The 17,749-nt window shown below is 62.3% G+C and carries 17 protein-coding genes; 4 read left to right on the top strand and 13 right to left on the bottom strand.

Annotation, left to right across the window (positions count from 1 at the left end):
* Positions 1-4 precede the first annotated feature (4 nt).
* On the bottom strand, positions 5-1,168 hold the full coding sequence (locus tag DBIPINDM_RS19840; protein WP_258588809.1) for a helix-turn-helix domain-containing protein: 1,164 nt from the start codon (positions 1,166-1,168) through the stop codon (positions 5-7).
* Between the two features lie 160 nt (positions 1,169-1,328).
* On the opposite strand from DBIPINDM_RS19840, the gene DBIPINDM_RS19845 reads away from it, so the two are divergent.
* On the top strand, positions 1,329-2,036 hold the full coding sequence (locus DBIPINDM_RS19845; RefSeq protein WP_258588810.1) for a hypothetical protein: 708 nt from the start codon (positions 1,329-1,331) through the stop codon (positions 2,034-2,036).
* A 56-nt stretch (positions 2,037-2,092) separates the two neighbouring features.
* On the opposite strand, the gene rpmE is transcribed toward DBIPINDM_RS19845, so the two are convergent.
* Positions 2,093-2,314: a 50S ribosomal protein L31 gene (gene rpmE / locus DBIPINDM_RS19850; protein ID WP_010912060.1), complete on the bottom strand. Its 222-nt coding sequence runs from the start codon at positions 2,312-2,314 to the stop codon at positions 2,093-2,095.
* Between the two features lie 206 nt (positions 2,315-2,520).
* On the opposite strand from rpmE, the gene DBIPINDM_RS19855 reads away from it, so the two are divergent.
* The gene (locus tag DBIPINDM_RS19855) at positions 2,521-4,320 is read left to right on the top strand and encodes an ABC transporter transmembrane domain-containing protein (protein ID WP_258588811.1); all 1,800 of its coding nucleotides are present in this window, start codon (positions 2,521-2,523) and stop codon (positions 4,318-4,320) included.
* 118 nt (positions 4,321-4,438) lie between these two features.
* Here DBIPINDM_RS19855 and DBIPINDM_RS19860 read toward each other — a convergent pair whose 3' ends face one another.
* A complete protein-coding gene (locus DBIPINDM_RS19860) occupies positions 4,439-5,485 on the bottom strand; it encodes a Kelch repeat-containing protein (RefSeq protein WP_258588812.1) in 1,047 nt (348 codons plus the stop codon).
* A gap of 263 nt (positions 5,486-5,748) precedes the next feature.
* Between DBIPINDM_RS19860 and DBIPINDM_RS19865 the strand changes: the two genes are divergently transcribed.
* Positions 5,749-6,693 carry a LysR substrate-binding domain-containing protein gene (locus DBIPINDM_RS19865; protein WP_258588813.1) on the top strand — a complete coding sequence of 315 codons (945 nt, stop codon included), beginning with the start codon at positions 5,749-5,751 and terminating at the stop codon, positions 6,691-6,693.
* A gap of 51 nt (positions 6,694-6,744) precedes the next feature.
* Here DBIPINDM_RS19865 and DBIPINDM_RS19870 read toward each other — a convergent pair whose 3' ends face one another.
* The 4 genes from DBIPINDM_RS19870 to DBIPINDM_RS19885 form a co-directional block, all read right to left on the bottom strand.
* Positions 6,745-7,512, bottom strand: coding sequence for a hypothetical protein (locus DBIPINDM_RS19870; RefSeq protein WP_258588814.1), 768 nt, complete (start codon positions 7,510-7,512; stop codon positions 6,745-6,747).
* Positions 7,513-7,567: 55 nt separating this feature from the next.
* Positions 7,568-8,047: a GlcG/HbpS family heme-binding protein gene (locus DBIPINDM_RS19875; RefSeq protein WP_258588815.1), complete on the bottom strand. Its 480-nt coding sequence runs from the start codon at positions 8,045-8,047 to the stop codon at positions 7,568-7,570.
* Between the two features lie 286 nt (positions 8,048-8,333).
* On the bottom strand, positions 8,334-10,238 hold the full coding sequence (locus DBIPINDM_RS19880) for a DUF3857 domain-containing protein (protein ID WP_258588816.1): 1,905 nt from the start codon (positions 10,236-10,238) through the stop codon (positions 8,334-8,336).
* 242 nt (positions 10,239-10,480) lie between these two features.
* Positions 10,481-11,965, bottom strand: a complete 1,485-nt coding sequence (locus DBIPINDM_RS19885; RefSeq protein WP_258588817.1) for a carboxypeptidase M32 — start codon at positions 11,963-11,965, stop codon at positions 10,481-10,483.
* A gap of 267 nt (positions 11,966-12,232) precedes the next feature.
* Between DBIPINDM_RS19885 and DBIPINDM_RS19890 the strand changes: the two genes are divergently transcribed.
* Positions 12,233-12,586, top strand: coding sequence for a DUF1304 domain-containing protein (locus tag DBIPINDM_RS19890; RefSeq protein ID WP_258588818.1), 354 nt, complete (start codon positions 12,233-12,235; stop codon positions 12,584-12,586).
* 97 nt (positions 12,587-12,683) lie between these two features.
* Here DBIPINDM_RS19890 and DBIPINDM_RS19895 read toward each other — a convergent pair whose 3' ends face one another.
* From DBIPINDM_RS19895 to efp, 6 genes are all read right to left on the bottom strand, one after another.
* Positions 12,684-13,112: a hypothetical protein gene (locus DBIPINDM_RS19895; RefSeq protein WP_258588819.1), complete on the bottom strand. Its 429-nt coding sequence runs from the start codon at positions 13,110-13,112 to the stop codon at positions 12,684-12,686.
* Positions 13,113-13,359: 247 nt separating this feature from the next.
* Positions 13,360-14,391: a peptidoglycan -binding protein gene (locus tag DBIPINDM_RS19900; RefSeq protein WP_258588820.1), complete on the bottom strand. Its 1,032-nt coding sequence runs from the start codon at positions 14,389-14,391 to the stop codon at positions 13,360-13,362.
* A gap of 1 nt (position 14,392) precedes the next feature.
* Entirely contained in the window at positions 14,393-15,418 is a 1,026-nt protein-coding gene (locus DBIPINDM_RS19905) for a MotA/TolQ/ExbB proton channel family protein (protein WP_258588821.1), read from the bottom strand.
* A gap of 150 nt (positions 15,419-15,568) precedes the next feature.
* Positions 15,569-16,255 (bottom strand): PAQR family membrane homeostasis protein TrhA, encoded by a 687-nt coding sequence (gene trhA / locus DBIPINDM_RS19910; protein ID WP_258588822.1) that lies wholly within the window; start codon positions 16,253-16,255, stop codon positions 15,569-15,571.
* 99 nt (positions 16,256-16,354) lie between these two features.
* Positions 16,355-17,155: an inositol monophosphatase family protein gene (locus DBIPINDM_RS19915; RefSeq protein WP_258588823.1), complete on the bottom strand. Its 801-nt coding sequence runs from the start codon at positions 17,153-17,155 to the stop codon at positions 16,355-16,357.
* 24 nt (positions 17,156-17,179) lie between these two features.
* Positions 17,180-17,746: an elongation factor P gene (gene efp / locus DBIPINDM_RS19920; RefSeq protein ID WP_019861758.1), complete on the bottom strand. Its 567-nt coding sequence runs from the start codon at positions 17,744-17,746 to the stop codon at positions 17,180-17,182.
* Positions 17,747-17,749: the final 3 nt, after the last annotated feature.

Here is a 17,749-nt window from a genome sequence, read left to right on the forward strand (position 1 = left end):
GTGTTCATTTTCCACCCTCCGGCAAAGATGTGGCCGGCAAAGATGTGGCCGGCAAAGATGTGGCCGGCAAAGATGTGGCTGGTAAGGATGTGGCTGGTAAGGATGTGGCCGACAAGGATGTGACCGACATCGCACCGCCTGGCGGCTGGTGCTCAAGCCGCCATGCCTTCGGGCTCAGGCCGGTGATGCGCAGGAACTCGCGGTTGAAGTTCGATTTGCTGAGGAAACCGGCGTCGAACATGATGCGGGTGATCGGTTCGTCCGTCGTCGCCAGCAGGCGGCGCGCCTCGTCGATCCGCTGGTTGTTGACATATTGCGACACGCTCGATCCGTGGATGCGATTGATCGCCGACGACACTTGCCGTGCTGGCAGGCCGAGCCGCCTGGCGATGCGCCCAAGGTTGAGATCGACATCCTTGTAGAGTTCCTTCGACTGCATCAGCGCGTCGACCGCCGCCGCGATCGCGGAGTCTTCGCTGGTTGCCCGTGGTGCGGTTTGCAGCTGAGGCTCTTCTTCCTCGTCTTCGTCCGGTGCGGCGGTTTCGCTGGCGACGGCGGCAGCACCCCCAAGCAGCAGCAGCGCCAGCACGTTGCCGCCGGCAATCACCGCGCCGGAATGAGCACCGCCGGTCCATTGCATGTCGAAACTGATGATGATGTCGGTGATCGGTGACGCGAGGAGCGCCAGCGCCGTCACCCACAGCGATCGGTAGGACCGCAAGACGCCGTCGAGGCGCGATTCGACAAGGACATCGGGGCCAGCCAGTGCAAGCCAAAGAAGCGCGAACCCATATGACAGGAACACAAGGATGATCACCGGCCCAACCGGCTCGCGCCAGAAGATCAGCAGCAAGGCAACCAGGCAGGCCGGCAGCAGATGCGGCCACAGCCGTGCCAGGCGATGCTCCGATCGTTCCTTCGTCAAGCCGCTGAAGGCGATCCAGGCAAGCGGTGCGATCAGCGTCGCCAGCACCGACTGGACCGGCATCATTGCCCTGACATCATAACCCCAGCGGATGCCGATCAGCACCGACTGCAAGGCATAGGCGGCCATCAGCAGCATGAAGGCGATGTGCTCGCGCAGATCGGCCTCGTTTCGGCGGATCATCTGCACAAGCAGGATGACGAGCAGCAGGGCAACGACGAACGGCAAGGGAATGAAGATCATGATCGCAAGCGTGGTTCCAGGGCTGGCAGCGACCGACAATGACCTGGATTGCGTTCACGGTCGTCCCGGATCGCGATCGAGGTCGCGGATATCGACGCCCCGGGTCATTCCGACAGCGCCACGGTCCAGGCGGGACCGCCACACATGATCGGAGATATCAATGAAATCCGCAATTCTTGGCCTGCTGTCTTTCGGCAGCGTCGTGCTTGCGTCACCGGCAAGCGGGGATGCCGGCAAGACACTCGATCTCGCCGGCGTGAACGCCGTCATCATATCCGGCGAAGCCAGTTCCGTCAGGCTCACCACTTCGGCCTCGGCGCCTTACCAGGCGACGATCGGCAGCCGCCGCGAAGGCTGGTTCGCGCGCTGGTATTCGAGCTGGTTCGCCAATGACTGCAGCCTTGCCAGCGACATGAGGCTGGAGGCCTCGACATTGCGTATCGACGTTGCCTCCTCCTCATGGCCGGATCCCTCCGACTGCAGGGTCGAGATCAATGCCAACATTCAGCCCGAAAGTTCGGTGTCGATCGATCAGGCGGCGCTGCAGGCCAACATGGCGGGGAATTTCTCCACCATCGCCATAACCAGCAAGGCGGCCGATGTTTCGCTGGACGGGCATGCCTCGACCGTCGACCTCAAAGGTGACGCGCTGAAAGCCAATCTCGCCTTTGACAGCATCAGGCAGGACGAAAACATCGCCATCACCGGCAAGGCACTGGACGCCACGCTGTCCTTCGGCCAGGGGGTTGCGATCAGCTATTCGGTCACCGCGACGGCGTCCTTAGTCGACAGCTCGCTTGCCAGTACCGCCGGTGCCAAGCCCTCGGTTGTCATCAAGGGTGACTTTGTTCGTGCCACCATTCGTTGAACAAAAAACCCGCCTCGAAGGCGGGTTTTTGATTCTGCGGCGATGCCGAAGTGGGCTTAGAGGCCGAAACCTTCGAAACGCTTCTTGAACTTCGACAGACGGCCGCCGCGGTCGAGCAGGGTCTGCTGGCCGCCGGTCCAGGCCGGGTGCGTGGTCGGGTCGATATCGAGGTTCATCGTATCGCCTTCCTTGCCCCAGGTCGAACGGGTCGTGTATTCGGTGCCGTCGGTCATGACGACCTTGATGGTGTGGTAGTCGGGATGAATAGCGCTCTTCATGGTTCGGTTCCTGGCTTGCCGGCGCGGCTGACGGGCGTAAGCCTGCGTCGATGCGCCTCTTTTTAAAACTCGAAGCCGCAGCTATTGAGGAGCCACGGCTTCTAAAACGGTCGGCGTGCCTATACATCAGGCGGAATTGAATCACAAGGCCGCGGCAAGCGCATATTGAGGCGCATGAAGCTGAAGCGGCTAGAGGAAACACCGAGATGGTGCAATCAAGCAGCGCAGACGAGCGCCGACGCTCGCTCAAGCCGCTCAGGCGCCTGTTCCCCTATATCACTGGATATCGCACGCTGGTCGTCGGCGCCCTTATCTCGCTGGCCATCGCGGCGGCAACGACATTGGCGCTGCCACTGGCCGTGCGGCGCATGATCGACCATGGTTTCTCGTCGTCCAGCACCACATTCATCGCCGAGTACTTTGCCGCATTGGTGGCGATGGCCGCCGTGCTGGCGGCGGCATCGGCCAGCCGCTATTATTTCGTCATCACGCTTGGTGAGCGCGTCGTCGCCGATATCAGGCGCGATGTCTTTGCCCATGTGACGACGCTGTCGCCTGCCTTCTTCGACACCGCCCAGTCGGGCGAGATCGTGTCGCGGCTCGCCGCCGACACCACGCAGGTCAAATCGGCGGTAGGCGCCACGGCTTCGGTCGCGCTGCGCAACGTCATCCTCGGCCTCGGCGCGGTGGGGATGATGGTCATCACCAGCCCGAAACTGTCGGGGCTGGTCATCGCCGCCATTCCAATCATCGTGCTGCCGCTGGTCGCCTTCGGCCGCTCGGTGCGACGCAAGTCAAGGCAGGCGCAGGACACGCTTGCCGATGCCACAGCCTATGCCAGCGAGCAGATCGGCGCGGTACGCACGCTGCAGGCCTTCACCAACGAGAAACTGGTCACCGGACGCTTTTCGGGCGCGGTGGAGGTTGCCTTCGAGGCGGCGCGCTCCTCGATCTTCGCGCGCTCCTTTCTCACCTTCTTTGCCATTTTCACCATTTTCTCGTCCGTCGTCGCGGTGCTCTGGTTCGGCTCGCGCGACGTCCTCGACGGCACGATATCGCCGGGCACGCTTGGCCAGTTCCTGCTCTATTCGGTGTTCGCCGCCGGCGCGCTCGGCGCGCTGTCGGAAGTCTGGGGCGAACTTGCCCAGGCGGCAGGTGCGGCCGAGCGGCTGACCGAGATCCTGGCCGAGAAACCGGCGATCCAGGCGCCGTCCGATCCGAAGCCGTTGCCGGCGGTCGCCAAGGGCGCGATCGTCTTCGACGACGTCTCCTTCTCCTATCCAGCGAGGCCCGACCGTGCCGCCGTCCACGGCTTGAGTTTTCAGGTCATGCCCGGCGAGACGGTGGCCATCGTCGGCCCCTCTGGAGCCGGCAAGAGCACGGTCTTTTCGCTGATCCTGCGTTTCTATGATCCCGAAACCGGCAAGATCCTGATCGATGGCGTCGACGTGCGCGAGGCCGATCCCGTCTCGGTGCGCGAGCGCATCGCCATCGTGCCGCAGGACGTCACCATCTTCGCGGCAAGCGCGCGCGACAATATCGGCTTTGGCCGACCGGGTGCAGGCAATGCCGAGATCGAGACAGCGGCGAAGGATGCGCTGGCCGACGAATTCATCCTCAAGCTCGAGAATGGCTATGACAGCCAGGTCGGCGAGCGCGGCGTGACGCTGTCCGGCGGCCAGCGCCAGCGTGTGGCGATCGCCCGCGCCATCCTGCGCGACGCGCCGATCCTGCTGCTCGACGAAGCCACCTCGGCACTCGACGCCGAAAGCGAGACGCTGGTGCAGATGGCGCTGGAACGGCTGATGCAGGGCCGCACCACCATCGTCATCGCCCACCGGCTGGCGACGGTGCTGAAGGCCGACCGGATCCTGGTCATGGATGGCGGCCGCATCGTCGAGGAAGGCACGCATCAGAGCCTGGTCGCCAAGGGCGGCATCTATGCCAGGCTGGCCAAGCTGCAGTTCGAGACCGGCGCCAGCGCCTTCAGGGGTGCTGCGGAATAGGTGTTTTGTTTTGACGCAATTCCGGACGGAAAACCGTTTCACACCTTTCGTGGAATTGCTTTGGCTGGTCCTCACCGCGATCTGAAATGCCGCCAGAGGTTTACGCCGCCTTATTGAACTACTTGGGTACGGTGTAGAACTCGTGGGTGTTCATCTGGGCATTGATTCCCGGCATGCCGTCGGACTGGAAGGAGCCACCGGCTACGTGGAACTCGCTGCCAATGAAACCGGCTACGAAGCCGTGGCGGGCAATCTGCATATGCGGCAGAGTCTGCCACGTGTCGGTCGCGGGATCGTAGGCCTCAAGCGCCCAGAATGTGCGCTTGCCCGCTGCGTCCTGGTACTCGCCACCCGTCACATAGATCTTCCAACCATAGGCACCGCCCGACACCCCGCCCCGCGGTGTGGGGGAACGGCCCTTGTAGGTCCAGGAATCGGATTTTGGATCGTATTCCTCGACCAGATCGGTGACGTCGCTCTTGGTTACGAAGGGCAGACCAATTCGACCGTCAATCGCATAAATCTTCCCACCAACAGCGGCGGCGAGAAAATGATTGCGGCCGGTCTGCATCGGAGCCCGGCTTGCCCAGATGCCGGAGGCGGGGTCGTAGACCTCGACAGTCCTGCCGACGATGTTGGGAACACCAGCCCAAAGGGGCTCCTTCATGTCGCGGCCATCCTCATGGGCATGCGCGCCGCCGACGACGTAGATTTTTCCGTCGAGTACCACAGCCGCCGCCGCTCCACGGGCCGTTGGCATAGGCGGAAGCTTGGACCAGCTGTCGGTCTTCGGTTCGTATACAAAAGCATCCGCGGTCGGTTGCCATTCCTTGGTGCCCGGCTTTCCGACGAATCCACCGAACACGTAGACTTTGCCGTCGTAAGCCACAGTTGCGGTATGATGAGCCGGCTCAGGCATTGCCGCTCTCTGCGACCAGGTCTTCGTATTTTCGTCATACATCACAACCGTGCCAACGGGCATGACCTCCGGCACGTCGATGCCGCCAATGACGAACCACTGGTTGCCCACCACAGCGCTGGAATTCTCGCTCTGAGGCTGTGGCATCGGTGTTCCCATCCGCCACGTGCCCTCCTGGGCGAACGCTGGCGCAAGATTAAGTGCCAGACTGATCACAGCAGCGGAAACCAGCAATTTCGTCTTCATCGGAAACTCCTTGGTTGCGGTCAGGCGCCGACCTGGAGTTGCCCGAGCGCCTTTCGTCTCGCGACAGGGGGTAACTGAACGTATGAACAATGAGAATTATCGATTGCGGAATGGCCCCTTTGGACCGGCTGAACAATGCTATGCTCAGCCTCGCTATTCCGAAGCGCGCCCTTGGCGGGAGACTCGGCCTGCGGTCGGGAAATTTGAAGCTTGAGTGCGTGCCGAACCGTCAATCGAGGGCCGGACTCAAGCGAGGGGGACAAATGCACAAGCCAGAATTGCGGGAGCTCATCGCCTTCGCGGAGGTTGCTCGGCAATTGAATTTTACCAGGGCCGCCGCAGCACTGGGGGTGTCGCTGCCCAGTTTCAGCCAAACGCTGAGGGGTCTGGAAGAGAAGCTCGGCGTGAGACTGCTCACACGAACCACCCGTAGCGTGTCGTTGACCGAGGCGGGCGAAGAGCTTCTTGCCAACATAGGCCCGATATTGAGCGGGCTGGACAGTGTCCTCGATGGATTGAACAAGTTCCGTAGCGCTACGGGTGGAAGACTGAGAATTCTAGGTTCACGGACGGCAACAACCGTTCTGATAGCCCCTCTTATCGGCCGCTTCCTTACAAAGCACCCCGAAATTGAACTCGAAATCATCGTCGATGATCTTCATCTTGATCTGGTGGAACACCGCATCGACGCCGGCATTCAGGTCGGAGAACGCATCGAGAAGGACATGATCGCCGTTCGGATCGCCGATCCCTTCAACGAAGTTCTCTTTGCTGCGAAAGACTACCTGCTGGCTCACGGCGAGCCCAGCGCGCCCAGCGCGCTCGTCGATCACTGGTGCGTTCGCCTTCGATCCCCGTGGGACGGCACAATTCGACCCTGGACCCTGCACAAGGGGGCCGAGAAGGCCGAACCAGTCACCGGCACGCACGTCGTGGCCAACGATCTCCGTGCGGTTGCCAGCGCGATTGCCGGAGGCGCCGGAATCGGCCTGGTGCCAACTGTTCTTCTGCAGGATGAGCTGCGATCGGGGCGCGTCGTGACTGTCCTCGATGGGTGGGCTTCCCAGATCTCCGGGATCTACTTGTACTATCCCAGCCGCCGACAGATTCCTGCAGCCCTTGCTGCCCTTATAACGTTCATGAAGCAGAACAGGTCCGCGCCAATATCCGCCTGCACCGAAAAGGCCACAGGCGCGGCAGAATCCTAGAGGGCAGCGGCAACCCATTGGGTGGCCGCCGCCCTCCTAAGAAAGCGGAACTCAGGATTGCGGAACAAAAATGTCGCGGGAATAGACCGGCAACGATACGACCGAGACAAGGCTCTCGCTGCCGTCGAACATCGCGGTCAACTTTCCACCTTCGGCCTTCAAGGACAGGCTGTGCAGATGGTTGGCGTCACCGGACTTCACAACGTCGGCCGCCTCATTGTAGCGATAGATGCGCGAGAATTCTGGCTTGAGCTGCGAGTAGACGTGACTGTCGCCCTTCTCCAGGGTCACCGGGCCACGTTCGAATTCTGTTTGCAGTGAAATCTTCTCGCCGCCACCTTCGAAGTTCCAGGTCTCGTTGACCGTCGTCGGGCCCGAGCTGTAATGAACCCCACGATTGACGTCGTCGTTGGATGTTTCGGCAATGCCGTAGGGACCGGCACCACCGCGCGAAAGGCCATCGAACAACATCAGCACGCTCTCGCTGCTTCCCGTCTTGTGAACAGGGATGCCGAAAAGCACGTAACGGTACGGAGCCCCGACGGTGCCCTTGGGATCCACCGCATAAAGCTGGTCCACAAATTCAACCTGGAGGTTGGCGCCGGCGGAAGGAGCTGATGTAAACGGGCTGAGCTCCCAGCCTGCTGGCAGGTACTTGGAGAGCGCGGCCGTCGAAGCCTTGTAGTAAAGAATCGTGCGGACATCGGAATTGCTTCCGCTGTAAAGCTCGGCGGCGTCTGCGAGCGAAGGCAATGCAAGCGCAACGGCGAGTGCGGCGGCCGCGGCAAGACGGCTGCCCAGCGATTCGAATTTCATCATTTCAATGGTTCCTTTGGAGTACGGCGGTTCCGTCCGGAGCCGTCGCTGAAGAGGATCAAAGGCCGGCAAGGCCGGCCTTGGCGCACTGCTCGTCCTGCGCGCCCGTGCCGCCACTCGCCGAGATCGCACCGATGATCTTGCCGTCCTTCATGACCGGAATGCCGCCAGGCGCCGCGATGACGTGATCCATGTTCAGCATGAACGGACCCATCTTGGCGGTGACATCGAAGAAGTCGCGTGTCGGACGCTTGTAGAGGGCTGCCGAAGCTGCTTTGTCCAAGGCGATCTGGGCGCTCGCCACCTCGGTGTTATCTGCCTTTTCGTAGTAGACTAGGGCGCCGTGCGTATCGACGACGGCGATGGCCATGAGCCACTTGTTGACCGCGCATTCCTTGACAGCGCCGGCGGCAACCTGCTTGGCCTCCGACAGAGTGATGTCGGGACCATAAACGTCAGCGTCGCTGGCAAGTGCGGAGGTGGCAACCGAGAAAAAGCCAATGGCCGCGGCTGTGGCGGCCCATTTTGACATAGACATGTTTGAAACCTTTCGTTGGTCATGCGACCTTGTTTCGTTGAGACGAAGCCAAGGTGGTCGCCGCCTCACGAGAGGACCAAACGAGCGCCCATCATCCTTGATGGATTTGAGACTGAGTGCCGTTGGTCACGGGACATGGATATGTCTGCCCGTTCCGCGAATGAATGACGAATTCCGAAATGAAGTATTTGGGGATGTGAAAGAATGGGCCTGTACGGACAACAGCCAAGGCCGTCCGGCCATATGGCTGCCGAAATTTACGCTGTGCGGTCTCTGGCTAGCGGGCTCAGTTCGCCTCGGTTTCGGTATAGCCGAAATTGTAGCTCCATGAGGCGTTGTCGCTCATCTTCCTGCGCGACCTGAGATACGAACCGATATCCTTGGCGGGGACCCGATCGCCGATCATCTTGAGAAACCAGTCGACCTGGAATTCGGTCGGCGTGCTCGACCAGCGCGCCTTGAAGGCGACATAGGGCGTGATCACGTCGTCGGACTTTTCGGGGCCGACAAACGCCGCCTTCAAGTTCCGGACGATGCACTGATGGCGCTTGAAAATCGGGCTGCCGAGCCAGATCGGCCCGGCCCGGCCAACCATGTCCGGCTCCGGCAGATTGCTGATGCCGACATCCGCTTTCAGTGGGAAGTTCTTGACGAGATCATCGGCGTCGAGGTCCTCGGCAGGCAGCTCATAGGATTCGACCGTGGTGACGACGTTGCCGTCGCGATCGTCATGTGTCGACAAAGGTGCCAGGCTGGTCATTCCGGGATATTGCCGGTTGTAGTACTGGAGATAGTCGTCGGCGAGCTTGGTGGCCGATTGCGAAACCAGCCTGTAGCGCATGCTGTCGGCATCGGCGTCCCGATAGGTCGTGCTGACCGTCAGCTTGAGCGCCTCGCCCTTGAGTTTGGGAAAGTCGAACGCCTCGCTGACGAAGGTGGTCGGCTGGAAAAGCTCCTTGCGTTCCATCCTCTCCATCTGCGCTTTGCCGGCGACAATCGGCAAGGCAAAGCCATAGTCGGGCGGAACAAGGTTTTCGGCCCGGCCGCCCTGCAGATAATTGGTCGCATCGATCCAGTAGGTCTGGCTTTTGATCGATGCCTTGACGATGACGTGGTCGAAGGCGCGGATTGTCGGCAGCATGTCGCCAAGCGCCAGTCCGTCGTCGAGATCGGTCAGGGCTGGATCGGCCTGAACGCCGAGCCGGCGCAGGCTGGAGGCAAGAAGCAGGGCCTTGTCCTTGCAGTCGCCGAAGCCTGAGGCGATCACGGTGCCGGGGCTGCGGGGAATGTAAGAGCCGCGGCCCATCGACAGGCTTACATAGCGAATGGTGTCCTGGACCAGCCGCATTGCCTCGATCATCCGGTCTTCCGGCCTGGCGTATCTGGCGGCAATGTCATCGAGCTTCGACGCGAAAGCGGCCGGCAATTCCTGGTCGAGCCGATAGTAGGGCAACATCGCGTCGACAACGTCCTGCCATTTGGCTGTCGATGAAATCTGGATCGTCGGATAGGTCAGGAAATCCGCCGGCAGGTTTTCCTCGGGCTTGACCGGGGCAGGGTTGATGCTTTGCCAGGTATAGGTTTTCGAGGCGCCGTCGGTTTTGACATCCGGCTGGATGTCGGTGCGGATCTGGCGGATGTTCAAGGGCTGGTTTGCCGGCCAGACGACCTTCTCGCGGATGAGCGCAATGGGCTCGCCCCAGGCCATGGCGACCGAGTGGAAAAACAGATCGGCGCCGACGATCGGTGTCCTGACGGTCGTCTTGCCATAGTCGATGATGTCGCCGACACGGACATCGTCGACATTCACGTAAGCGGTGAGCCAGCCGTCGAACAGGCCCTTCTCCGCATCCTTTTCGCGCCGGAACACATCGAAAGTGGCTCCGGGCAGCCGGTCGATGACCACGCCGTCGCGGATGATGTTCAGCCAGTTCATCGTGACCTGCGACGTCGCCGGGTCGAACTCGAAATTTATGGCGGCGCCGCGCTCGAGCCCGGTGCGATCGACGATCCTGTAGGCATAGTGGTCGAAGGCCTCGATGCCACCAGGATGCTGCCGGATCTGATATTCCGAGACAAGATTGGAGATGCCGCTTTTGATCCGGCTGTCGAGATGCGGGTCCGCCTTCGGAAGCTCGATCCGGTCGATCCAGGCGCCAGGGCTGCCCTTGTGGATTTCGGCGTCGGCCATGGCCGGGGCGCAGAAAAGCGTAAACGCAATCAAGACGAAAAGCCGCGTGATCGCAGAAGATGTCACCGGAAGCACCCGCCCTTATGATCCGCACGTCTTGCAATATGCCGTCGGACACCACCAGTGATAGAAAAGTAGAGGCGATCCTGCAAGATCGCCGCCAGGCGATGATGCGTCATCGCCTTCCTGTTCGCCGGCTGTTGCCGCCAGTTACCGAAATCGGGATGGCATGACGGCCGATCTCATGCGCCGTAGCGCTGCTTCAGGTGATTGACGAAATACACGGCGTTGAGTTTCTCGCCGGTGGCGCGTTCGAGCAGGTCCGGCGTCGACCAGCGCGATCCCTGCGACCATATCTTCCTGCGGCGCCAGTCATTGATGGCAGTGAAATTCCCTTTCGCCAGTTCGTCGTCGGCGGCAGGATGCTCCCGCGTCAGCGCCGCCCATTGCTGCGCCGCCATCATCGCGCCCAGCGTGTAGGACGGGAAGTAGCCGAAGGCGGCGCCCGGCCAATGCACGTCCTGCATCGGCCCATCGGCCGGATTGTCAATGGTCGACAGGCCGAGATAGTCGCGCATCTTGGCGTCCCAGGCTTCGGGGAGATCAGCCACCTCCAGCCGGCCCGAGACCAGCTCCTGCTCCAACTCGTAGCGCAGGATGACATGCAGCGGATAGGTCACCTCGTCGGCGTCGACGCGGATCAGGCCGCGCTCGACGCGATGCACATGCGGCAGCAGATCGTCGAGCGACCAGGCCTCGCCGAGATGCCTTTCCACCACCGGCAGCGCCCAGCGCCAGAAGGCAGGATTGCGGCCGATCTGCTTTTCGACGAACAGGCTCTGGCTTTCATGGACGGCCATGCCGCGCGCCTTGCCGAGCGGCGAGTGCGACCATGCTTTCGGCAGGTTCTGCTCGTAGAGCGCATGGCCGGTCTCGTGCAGCACGCCCATCAGCGCCGACAGGAAATCCGACGTCTTGTAGCGGGTGGTGATGCGCACGTCGCTGGGCACGCCGCCGCAGAAGGGATGGTGCGACACCGACAGCGAGCCGTGAGTCAGGTCGAAACCGACCGCCGCCATCATGGCAAGGCCGAGTTCGCGCTGCTTGTCGATCGCATAGGTGCCCGAAAGCGGCTTCAGCGGATGCTTGCGCAGCCGCGCTTCCTGGCTCGCCAGCGCCTCCGGCACGAATCCTTTGAGGAAGGCCTTCAGGTCGGCGAAGACGGGGGTGATGTCGGCGGTGCGGTTGCCAGGGTCGAATTGCTCCATCAGCGCATCGTAGGGGGCGAGGCCGAGCACGGCGGAGCGCAGAGCCGCCTCTTCGCGCACCAGCGCCACCACGCCCTCGAGCGCCGGCTGGAAGCCCGCCCAATCGTTCTTGGCGCGCAGGTCGCGCCACAGCTGCTCACAACGCATGCGCGCCGTCGTCTGGCGTTCGACGAATTCGACCGGCAGGCAGGTCAGGTTGGTGTACTGCCGCCGCAGTTCGGCCAGGGCCGCGCGCTGCTCGTCGTCGAGCGCCTCGGCTTCGGCGGCGGCGATCCAGTCTGATATCTCCGGTGCGGTTGCCCTGGTGTGGTACATGCCGGCCAGTGCCGCCATCGCCTCGGCACGTTTCTCGCCGCCGCCGACGGCCATATGCGTCGCTTCATCGGCGCCGAGGATGGCCAGCGCATGCTCAAGTGCTTCGAGCTTGTGGCCGAGGTCGTCGAGTTTCTGAAAGGACATGGCGGCTTCCGTGATTGAGGACGGCGCGAAAAGACACCAACGCAAAAGCGTTGGCAACCCTCAGAGCAGTTCACCGTTTCACGGAAACAGTGAGCTGCTCTGACTCCTGTTTTGACGCAATTCCTGTGGGGAAAGCGCTACGCGCCTTTCCCGGGAAAACCGCTTCACACTTTTCCTGGAATTGCTCTAGACACCGTCCGGCAGATGCACCTTGCGCAGGCGCTGCCACACGTGAAATGCTGCCGGCAACGCATGAAGGGGGCGCAAATGATCGGCAACATCCTGGTCGGGCTGGTGGCCTTGATCCATGTCTACATCGTCTATCTCGAGATGGTGCGCTGGGACACGCCGCGCGGGCACAAGACATTCCGCCTGACGCCGGAATTCGCCAATGCCTCGAAGGTGCTGGCCGCCAACCAGGGCCTCTACAACGGATTTCTCGCCGCCGGCCTGATCTGGGGGCTTTATCTCGGCGCCGCCGGTTTTCAGGTCAAGGTTTTCTTCCTGTTGTGCGTGGCGATTGCCGGCCTCTACGGCGCGGCAACGGTCGGCCGCAAGATCCTGTTCATCCAGACAGTGCCGGCGGTGGTCGCCCTGATCGCGGTCTGGCTGGGTTGGTAGGCAGACGGGCTGGTGAGGAAAAAGGACGCCCGCGGGATTGGGTCCCGAAGGCGCCAGGTGGTCCCTTCCTGTTGGACCTTTTCCAGATGGGCTGGCCTCAGCCGTTCGGATAGTTTCCGCCGTCGGCGCCGTCACCCATCAGGAAACCGCTGCCGGTGTCGACCCTCAGCCGCTGGTCGACACGGTCGAGATGGCGCAGCAGGTCATGATACTGCGCCGCCGGTATCCTGCCGTGATCCGACGCGGCAATCTTCTCGGCGGCCTGGCTGATCTGGTTGGTGCGCATTTCCAGATGTTCCGCCACGGCCGGGGTGATGTTGTTGGCCTGGCGTGCGTCGACGATGCCCTGGTGGACGCCTTGAGCCTGTTCAATGAGGGCTTCGACACGCGGACCCGTCAAGTCGGTCGGGTCGGTGGCATCGAGAGCGCCCTTGTGATGACCCGCGGCATAGGCGCCGGCGAGCGGAATGGCGATGAAGAATGCGGTCAGTGCTGCAGTCCTGAGCGTGGGGTTAAAAGAGCGCATCGTCGCGTCTCCTCCGAAGAGGAAGGCAGCGGTTCTTTCGCCTGCCTTCCAGCCGCGGGCCGTCCGGTTCCGTCGCGTCGCGATGGGAGGCATCGCCGGCGGTTCTCGGCCCTGCGCAGCACGCTAGGAGCCCTCCGGCGGGAAGTGTAATTAAAAAAAGATAATCTTTTCAGGCCTTGCCGGCCCTGGTCTGCGCCCTAGAGTTGAGCCGACGAACAAGTTCGCGTGACTTTTCCGTGATGATGAATCACCGTTCGGTGAGCTTCAGTTCAATGCGGCGGTTCTTGTTGCGCGCCTCGTCGGTGTCGGCGGGATCGAGCGGCTGGAACTCGCCGAAGCCGGCGGCGACCAGCCGGTTGGCCGGCACGCCGTTCTCGATCAGGAACTTGACCACCGAGGTCGATCGCGCCGTCGACAGCTCCCAATTGTCGCGGTAACGGCCATTGCCGGACAACGGCTTGTTGTCGGTGTGGCCGTCGACGCGCAGCACCCAGTTGATCTCAGGCGGAATTTCCTTCTGCAGTTCGATAATGGCGTCGGCGAGCTTCTTCATCTCGACCTTGCCGGCATCGTTGATCACCTCGGAGCCGGTCGGGAACAGCACTTCCGACTGGAAGACGAAGCGGTCGCCGACAATGCGGATGTTCTCGCGGTCGGCGAGGATTTCACGCAGACGCCCGAAGAAGTCGGAGCGGTAGCGGTTCAATTCCTGCACACGCTGCGCCAGTGCCACGTTGAGGCGGCGGCCGAGATCGGCAATCTTGGTGTTGGAATCGCGGTCGCGGGTCTCGGATACGTTGAGCGCGTCCTCGAGCGCGCCGATCTGCTTGCGCAATGCGGCAATCTGCTGGTTGAGGATCTCGACCTGGCTCAGCGCCTGCTGGCTGATCTGGCGCTGGCTGTCGAGTTCGCCGCCCAGTTCCGCGGCCCGCTGGTTGGCGGCATCGCCGGCACCGGCGCCTTGCGCCAGCAACTGTTCGAGCCGGCTCTTCTCCGCCTCCGCCGCCGATAGCGACGCCTGCAAATTGGCGAGCGAATCGTCCTTGTCCTGCGCCGTCGAGCGTTCCAGCGCCAGAAGCTGCGTCAATTCATTGATCTGCGAGTTGAGGCGTGTGAGCGCCGTATCCTTGCCGGAGAGTTCGCGGCCGAGCAGGAACTGCGCCAGCACGAAGACGGTGAGCAGGAACATGATGGCGAGCAGCAGCGTCGACAGCGCGTCGACAAAGCCCGGCCAGTAATCGATGCGGCGATCGGTACGCCGGCCCCTGGCAAGTGCCATGTCAGTGCACCCCGGGCTTCTTCAGGGCGTCGGCGATCTTTTCCAGCGTGTTGCGCATCGCCTTCTGTTCATCGGACTGGGCCTCGACCCAGTCGCGCATGATCTGCTGCTCGGAGCGCATGTTCTTGACCAGGCCGGAAATGCCGTCGGCGAGATTGGCCATGGCGGTGGCGACGCGCGGATTGGAGCCGCCGCCATTCTCCTGCATGCTGCGCAGCCGTTCCGACAGCACACGGATCTCGTCGGAGGATTCAGTCTTGGCCGGGTCGGAGACGACGATGTCGGACGACAGATCCGTGACCGAGGACAGCCAGTTCTCAAGCTCGGTGTAGAAGCGGGTCTGGGAGCGGCCCGCCTGCAGGTCGAGGAAGCCGAGTACGAGCGAGCCCGACAGGCCGAACAGCGAGGACGAGAAGGCCGTGCCCATGCCGGCTAGCGGCGCCGACAGGCCCTGCTTCAGCGAATCGAGCACCGCCGCGGCATCACCCGTGCCTGGGTCGAGCGATTCAATGGTCTCGCGGATCGAGCCGATCGTGTTCAACAGGCCCCAGAAGGTGCCGAGCAGGCCGAGGAACACCAGCAGGCCGACGAGGTAGCGCGAGGTGTCTCGGCTTTCGTCGAGGCGCGTGGCGATGGAATCGAGCATGGTGCGCATCGAAGAGGTCGAGAAGGCCATGGTCGAGGAGCGGCCAATCATGGCTTTCATCGGCGCCAGCAGCACCGGTTCTGTTGTCTCCGAGCCGGCACGGAAGGAGTTGACCCAACGCACCTCGCGAAACAGCCGGCCGACCTGGGCAAAGGCGAGCAGGATGCCGACCACGAGCACGCCGACGATCAGGCCGTTGAGCCCGGGATTGCTGCCGAAGGCGGTCGAGATCTGGCGGGTCAGGATGGCGGCAATGAAGGCGACGATGGCCAGGAAGATAACCATGGTCAGCAGGAAGACCTGCGGACTCGACAGTTTATGAGGATCGTAGATCAGTACGTCGGAGCGCCTGCCTATGCCGAAGGATCTGAGAAAAGCCATCCGTGCCCCGTTTCCGATGCCGCTGCCGCCGATCACGTAGCTGGCGACTCTAAACGGAATTGTGACCAAATTGAATGGCGCTTGGCAATATTGCCGTGGGGCTAGTATGCAACCCCGATCCGAGATGGAAACCGAAATCGGTTTCCATGATCAGAGACGATTGATGACCAGACAGTCGACCATGGCCGCCAGATGCAGGCCAGCGCCGGTGACGACGAAGCCATGCCACAGCGCGTTGTGGAAGCGCAGCCCCTTCCAGGCGAAGAAAATCACACCGCAGGAATAGACGACGCCACCGGCAACGATGAGCACGATCGACGTCGTCGGCAGCGTCTCCACAAGTGGCTTGACAAGGACGATGCCACTCCAGCCGATGGCGAGGTAGAAGACAACAGCAAGCCGGTCGAAGCGGCCGGGGAAAAACACTTTTATGGCAATGCCCGTGGCGGCCGCTGCCCACACCAGGACGATCATCCAGCTGGCCAACGGCGAGCCATCGAGCTGGGCAAGAAAGGGCGTGTAGGTGGCGGCGATCAAGAGATAGATCGCGGCGTGGTCGAAGCGCCGCAAGACCCATTTCGCCGGCGACGTCACCGGCCAGAGATTGTAGGTCATCGATACCGACAGCACGGTGAGCAGCGAAACGACATAGAAGGCGGCGGCGATGTATTCGCCCGGCCCGACCCGAAACGCCGCCAGCGCCAGCAGCGCCGAGCCGGCCGCGATCGCCAGCACGATGCCGACAGCATGGACGATGCCGTCGGCGATCATCTCCGCGCGGGAGTAGTGCCATCGCCCGACAAAGGGGATTTCGAGTTGCGGCGGTGTGTTCGTCATCTCACGTCCTGCATCACCCTTAATCTGGGTAACCGCCGGACAGTATTTCAAGCTTTGGTTGCGGTTTTGCGACTGCGGCCCTTCGGCGCGCCGTGCCTGTCAGCGCGCCGAGAGAGGCTTCTTCACGGCCTTCAGCAAAGCGCGCTGGATGACTTCGTTGCCGGCGACCACCGAGCCGTTGTCGAGCATGTCCTGCCCGCCATCCATGTCCGAGACGAAACCACCGGCTTCGCGGATCAAGAGCAGGCCGGCGGCGATGTCCCAGGCCGACAGGCCGGTTTCCCAGAAGCCGTCCATGCGGCCAGCGGCGACATAGGCAAGATCGAGCGCGGCGGAGCCGAGACGGCGCACGCCCGAAACCTCGGCCATGACGTTGCGCAGCTCGACCAGGAAATTGCCGTGGTGGCCGCGTCCCAGATGCGGCATGCCGCAGCCGATCACCGTGTCGACCAGCTTGATGCGGCCGGCGACGCGCAGCCGGCGGTCGTTCATGAAGGCGCCGCCGCCGCGCTCGGTGGTATAGAGCTCATCCATGGCCGGGTTGTAGATGACCCCGGCAACGATCTGGCCCTGGCGTTCCAGCGCGATCGAAACGGCAAACAGCGGGATGCCGTGCAGGAAATTGGTGGTGCCGTCGAGCGGGTCGACGATCCAGCGGTGCTGGCTGTCGTCGCCTTCCACCACGCCGCGCTCTTCCATCAGGAAACCGTAGCCCGGGCGCGCCTTTGACAGCTCGGCAAACAGAATGTCCTCGGCCTTGCGGTCGGCCTGGCTGACATAGTCGCCCGGGCCCTTCAACGAGACCTGCAGGTTCTGGACCTCGCCGAAGTCGCGCGACAGCGAGCGGCCGGCCTTCATTGCGGCCTGGACCATGACGTTGAGAAGGGCTGAGCGTGCCATCGTGTGTCTTCCTGTGCCCGCGCGTCAGTCGGCGCGGCGCACGTAAGTGATTTCGTTGGTGTCGACGATGATGCGTTCGCCGGCACCGATGAAGGGCGGCACCAGCACGCGGATGCCGTTCTCCAGCACCGCCGGCTTGTAGGAGGATGCCGCCGTCTGGCCCTTCACCACCGGGTCCGCTTCGGTGATGGTCAGGGTCACATAATCGGGCAGCGAGATGCCGATCGGCCTTTCCTCGTAGAGCTGAACCGTCACCATCATGCCGTCCTGCAGGAACGCGGCGCGGTCGCCGACGAAATCCTTGTTCAGCTCGAGCTGTTCGTAGCTTTGGGTGTCCATGAACACCAGCGCGTCGTCCTGCTCGTAGAGGAAGGAAAAATCCTTCAGGTCGAGGCGGATCTGCTCGACCGTCTCGGCCGAGCGGAAGCGCTCGTTGAGCTTGGTGCCGTTGATGAGGTTCTTCAGTTCGACCTGGTTGTAGGCGCCGCCCTTGCCGGGCTTGACGGTGTTGGTCCTGACCGCCACCCAGAGGCCGCCATCGTGCTCGATGACGTAGCCGGGACGGATTTCGTTGCCATTGATCTTGGCCATGAT

The organism is Mesorhizobium sp. AR02, assembly GCF_024746835.1.
Classification (GTDB): domain Bacteria; phylum Pseudomonadota; class Alphaproteobacteria; order Rhizobiales; family Rhizobiaceae; genus Mesorhizobium.

Excerpts from the sequence above, each read along its gene's own strand:
- DBIPINDM_RS19840 (WP_258588809.1), bottom strand. The coding sequence starts at position 1,168 with ATGATCTTCATTCCCTTGCCGTTCGTCGTTGCCCTGCTGCTCGTCATC.
- DBIPINDM_RS19845 (WP_258588810.1), top strand. The coding sequence starts at position 1,329 with ATGAAATCCGCAATTCTTGGCCTGCTGTCTTTCGGCAGCGTCGTGCTT.
- rpmE (WP_010912060.1), bottom strand. The coding sequence starts at position 2,314 with ATGAAGAGCGCTATTCATCCCGACTACCACACCATCAAGGTCGTCATG.
- DBIPINDM_RS19855 (WP_258588811.1), top strand. The coding sequence starts at position 2,521 with ATGGTGCAATCAAGCAGCGCAGACGAGCGCCGACGCTCGCTCAAGCCG.
- DBIPINDM_RS19860 (WP_258588812.1), bottom strand. The coding sequence starts at position 5,485 with ATGAAGACGAAATTGCTGGTTTCCGCTGCTGTGATCAGTCTGGCACTT.
- DBIPINDM_RS19865 (WP_258588813.1), top strand. The coding sequence starts at position 5,749 with ATGCACAAGCCAGAATTGCGGGAGCTCATCGCCTTCGCGGAGGTTGCT.
- DBIPINDM_RS19870 (WP_258588814.1), bottom strand. The coding sequence starts at position 7,512 with ATGATGAAATTCGAATCGCTGGGCAGCCGTCTTGCCGCGGCCGCCGCA.
- DBIPINDM_RS19875 (WP_258588815.1), bottom strand. The coding sequence starts at position 8,047 with ATGTCTATGTCAAAATGGGCCGCCACAGCCGCGGCCATTGGCTTTTTC.
- DBIPINDM_RS19880 (WP_258588816.1), bottom strand. The coding sequence starts at position 10,238 with ATGGCCGACGCCGAAATCCACAAGGGCAGCCCTGGCGCCTGGATCGAC.
- DBIPINDM_RS19885 (WP_258588817.1), bottom strand. The coding sequence starts at position 11,965 with ATGTCCTTTCAGAAACTCGACGACCTCGGCCACAAGCTCGAAGCACTT.
- DBIPINDM_RS19890 (WP_258588818.1), top strand. The coding sequence starts at position 12,233 with ATGATCGGCAACATCCTGGTCGGGCTGGTGGCCTTGATCCATGTCTAC.
- DBIPINDM_RS19895 (WP_258588819.1), bottom strand. The coding sequence starts at position 13,112 with ATGCGCTCTTTTAACCCCACGCTCAGGACTGCAGCACTGACCGCATTC.
- DBIPINDM_RS19900 (WP_258588820.1), bottom strand. The coding sequence starts at position 14,391 with ATGGCACTTGCCAGGGGCCGGCGTACCGATCGCCGCATCGATTACTGG.
- DBIPINDM_RS19905 (WP_258588821.1), bottom strand. The coding sequence starts at position 15,418 with ATGGCTTTTCTCAGATCCTTCGGCATAGGCAGGCGCTCCGACGTACTG.
- trhA (WP_258588822.1), bottom strand. The coding sequence starts at position 16,255 with ATGACGAACACACCGCCGCAACTCGAAATCCCCTTTGTCGGGCGATGG.
- DBIPINDM_RS19915 (WP_258588823.1), bottom strand. The coding sequence starts at position 17,155 with ATGGCACGCTCAGCCCTTCTCAACGTCATGGTCCAGGCCGCAATGAAG.
- efp (WP_019861758.1), bottom strand. The coding sequence starts at position 17,746 with ATGGCCAAGATCAATGGCAACGAAATCCGTCCCGGCTACGTCATCGAG.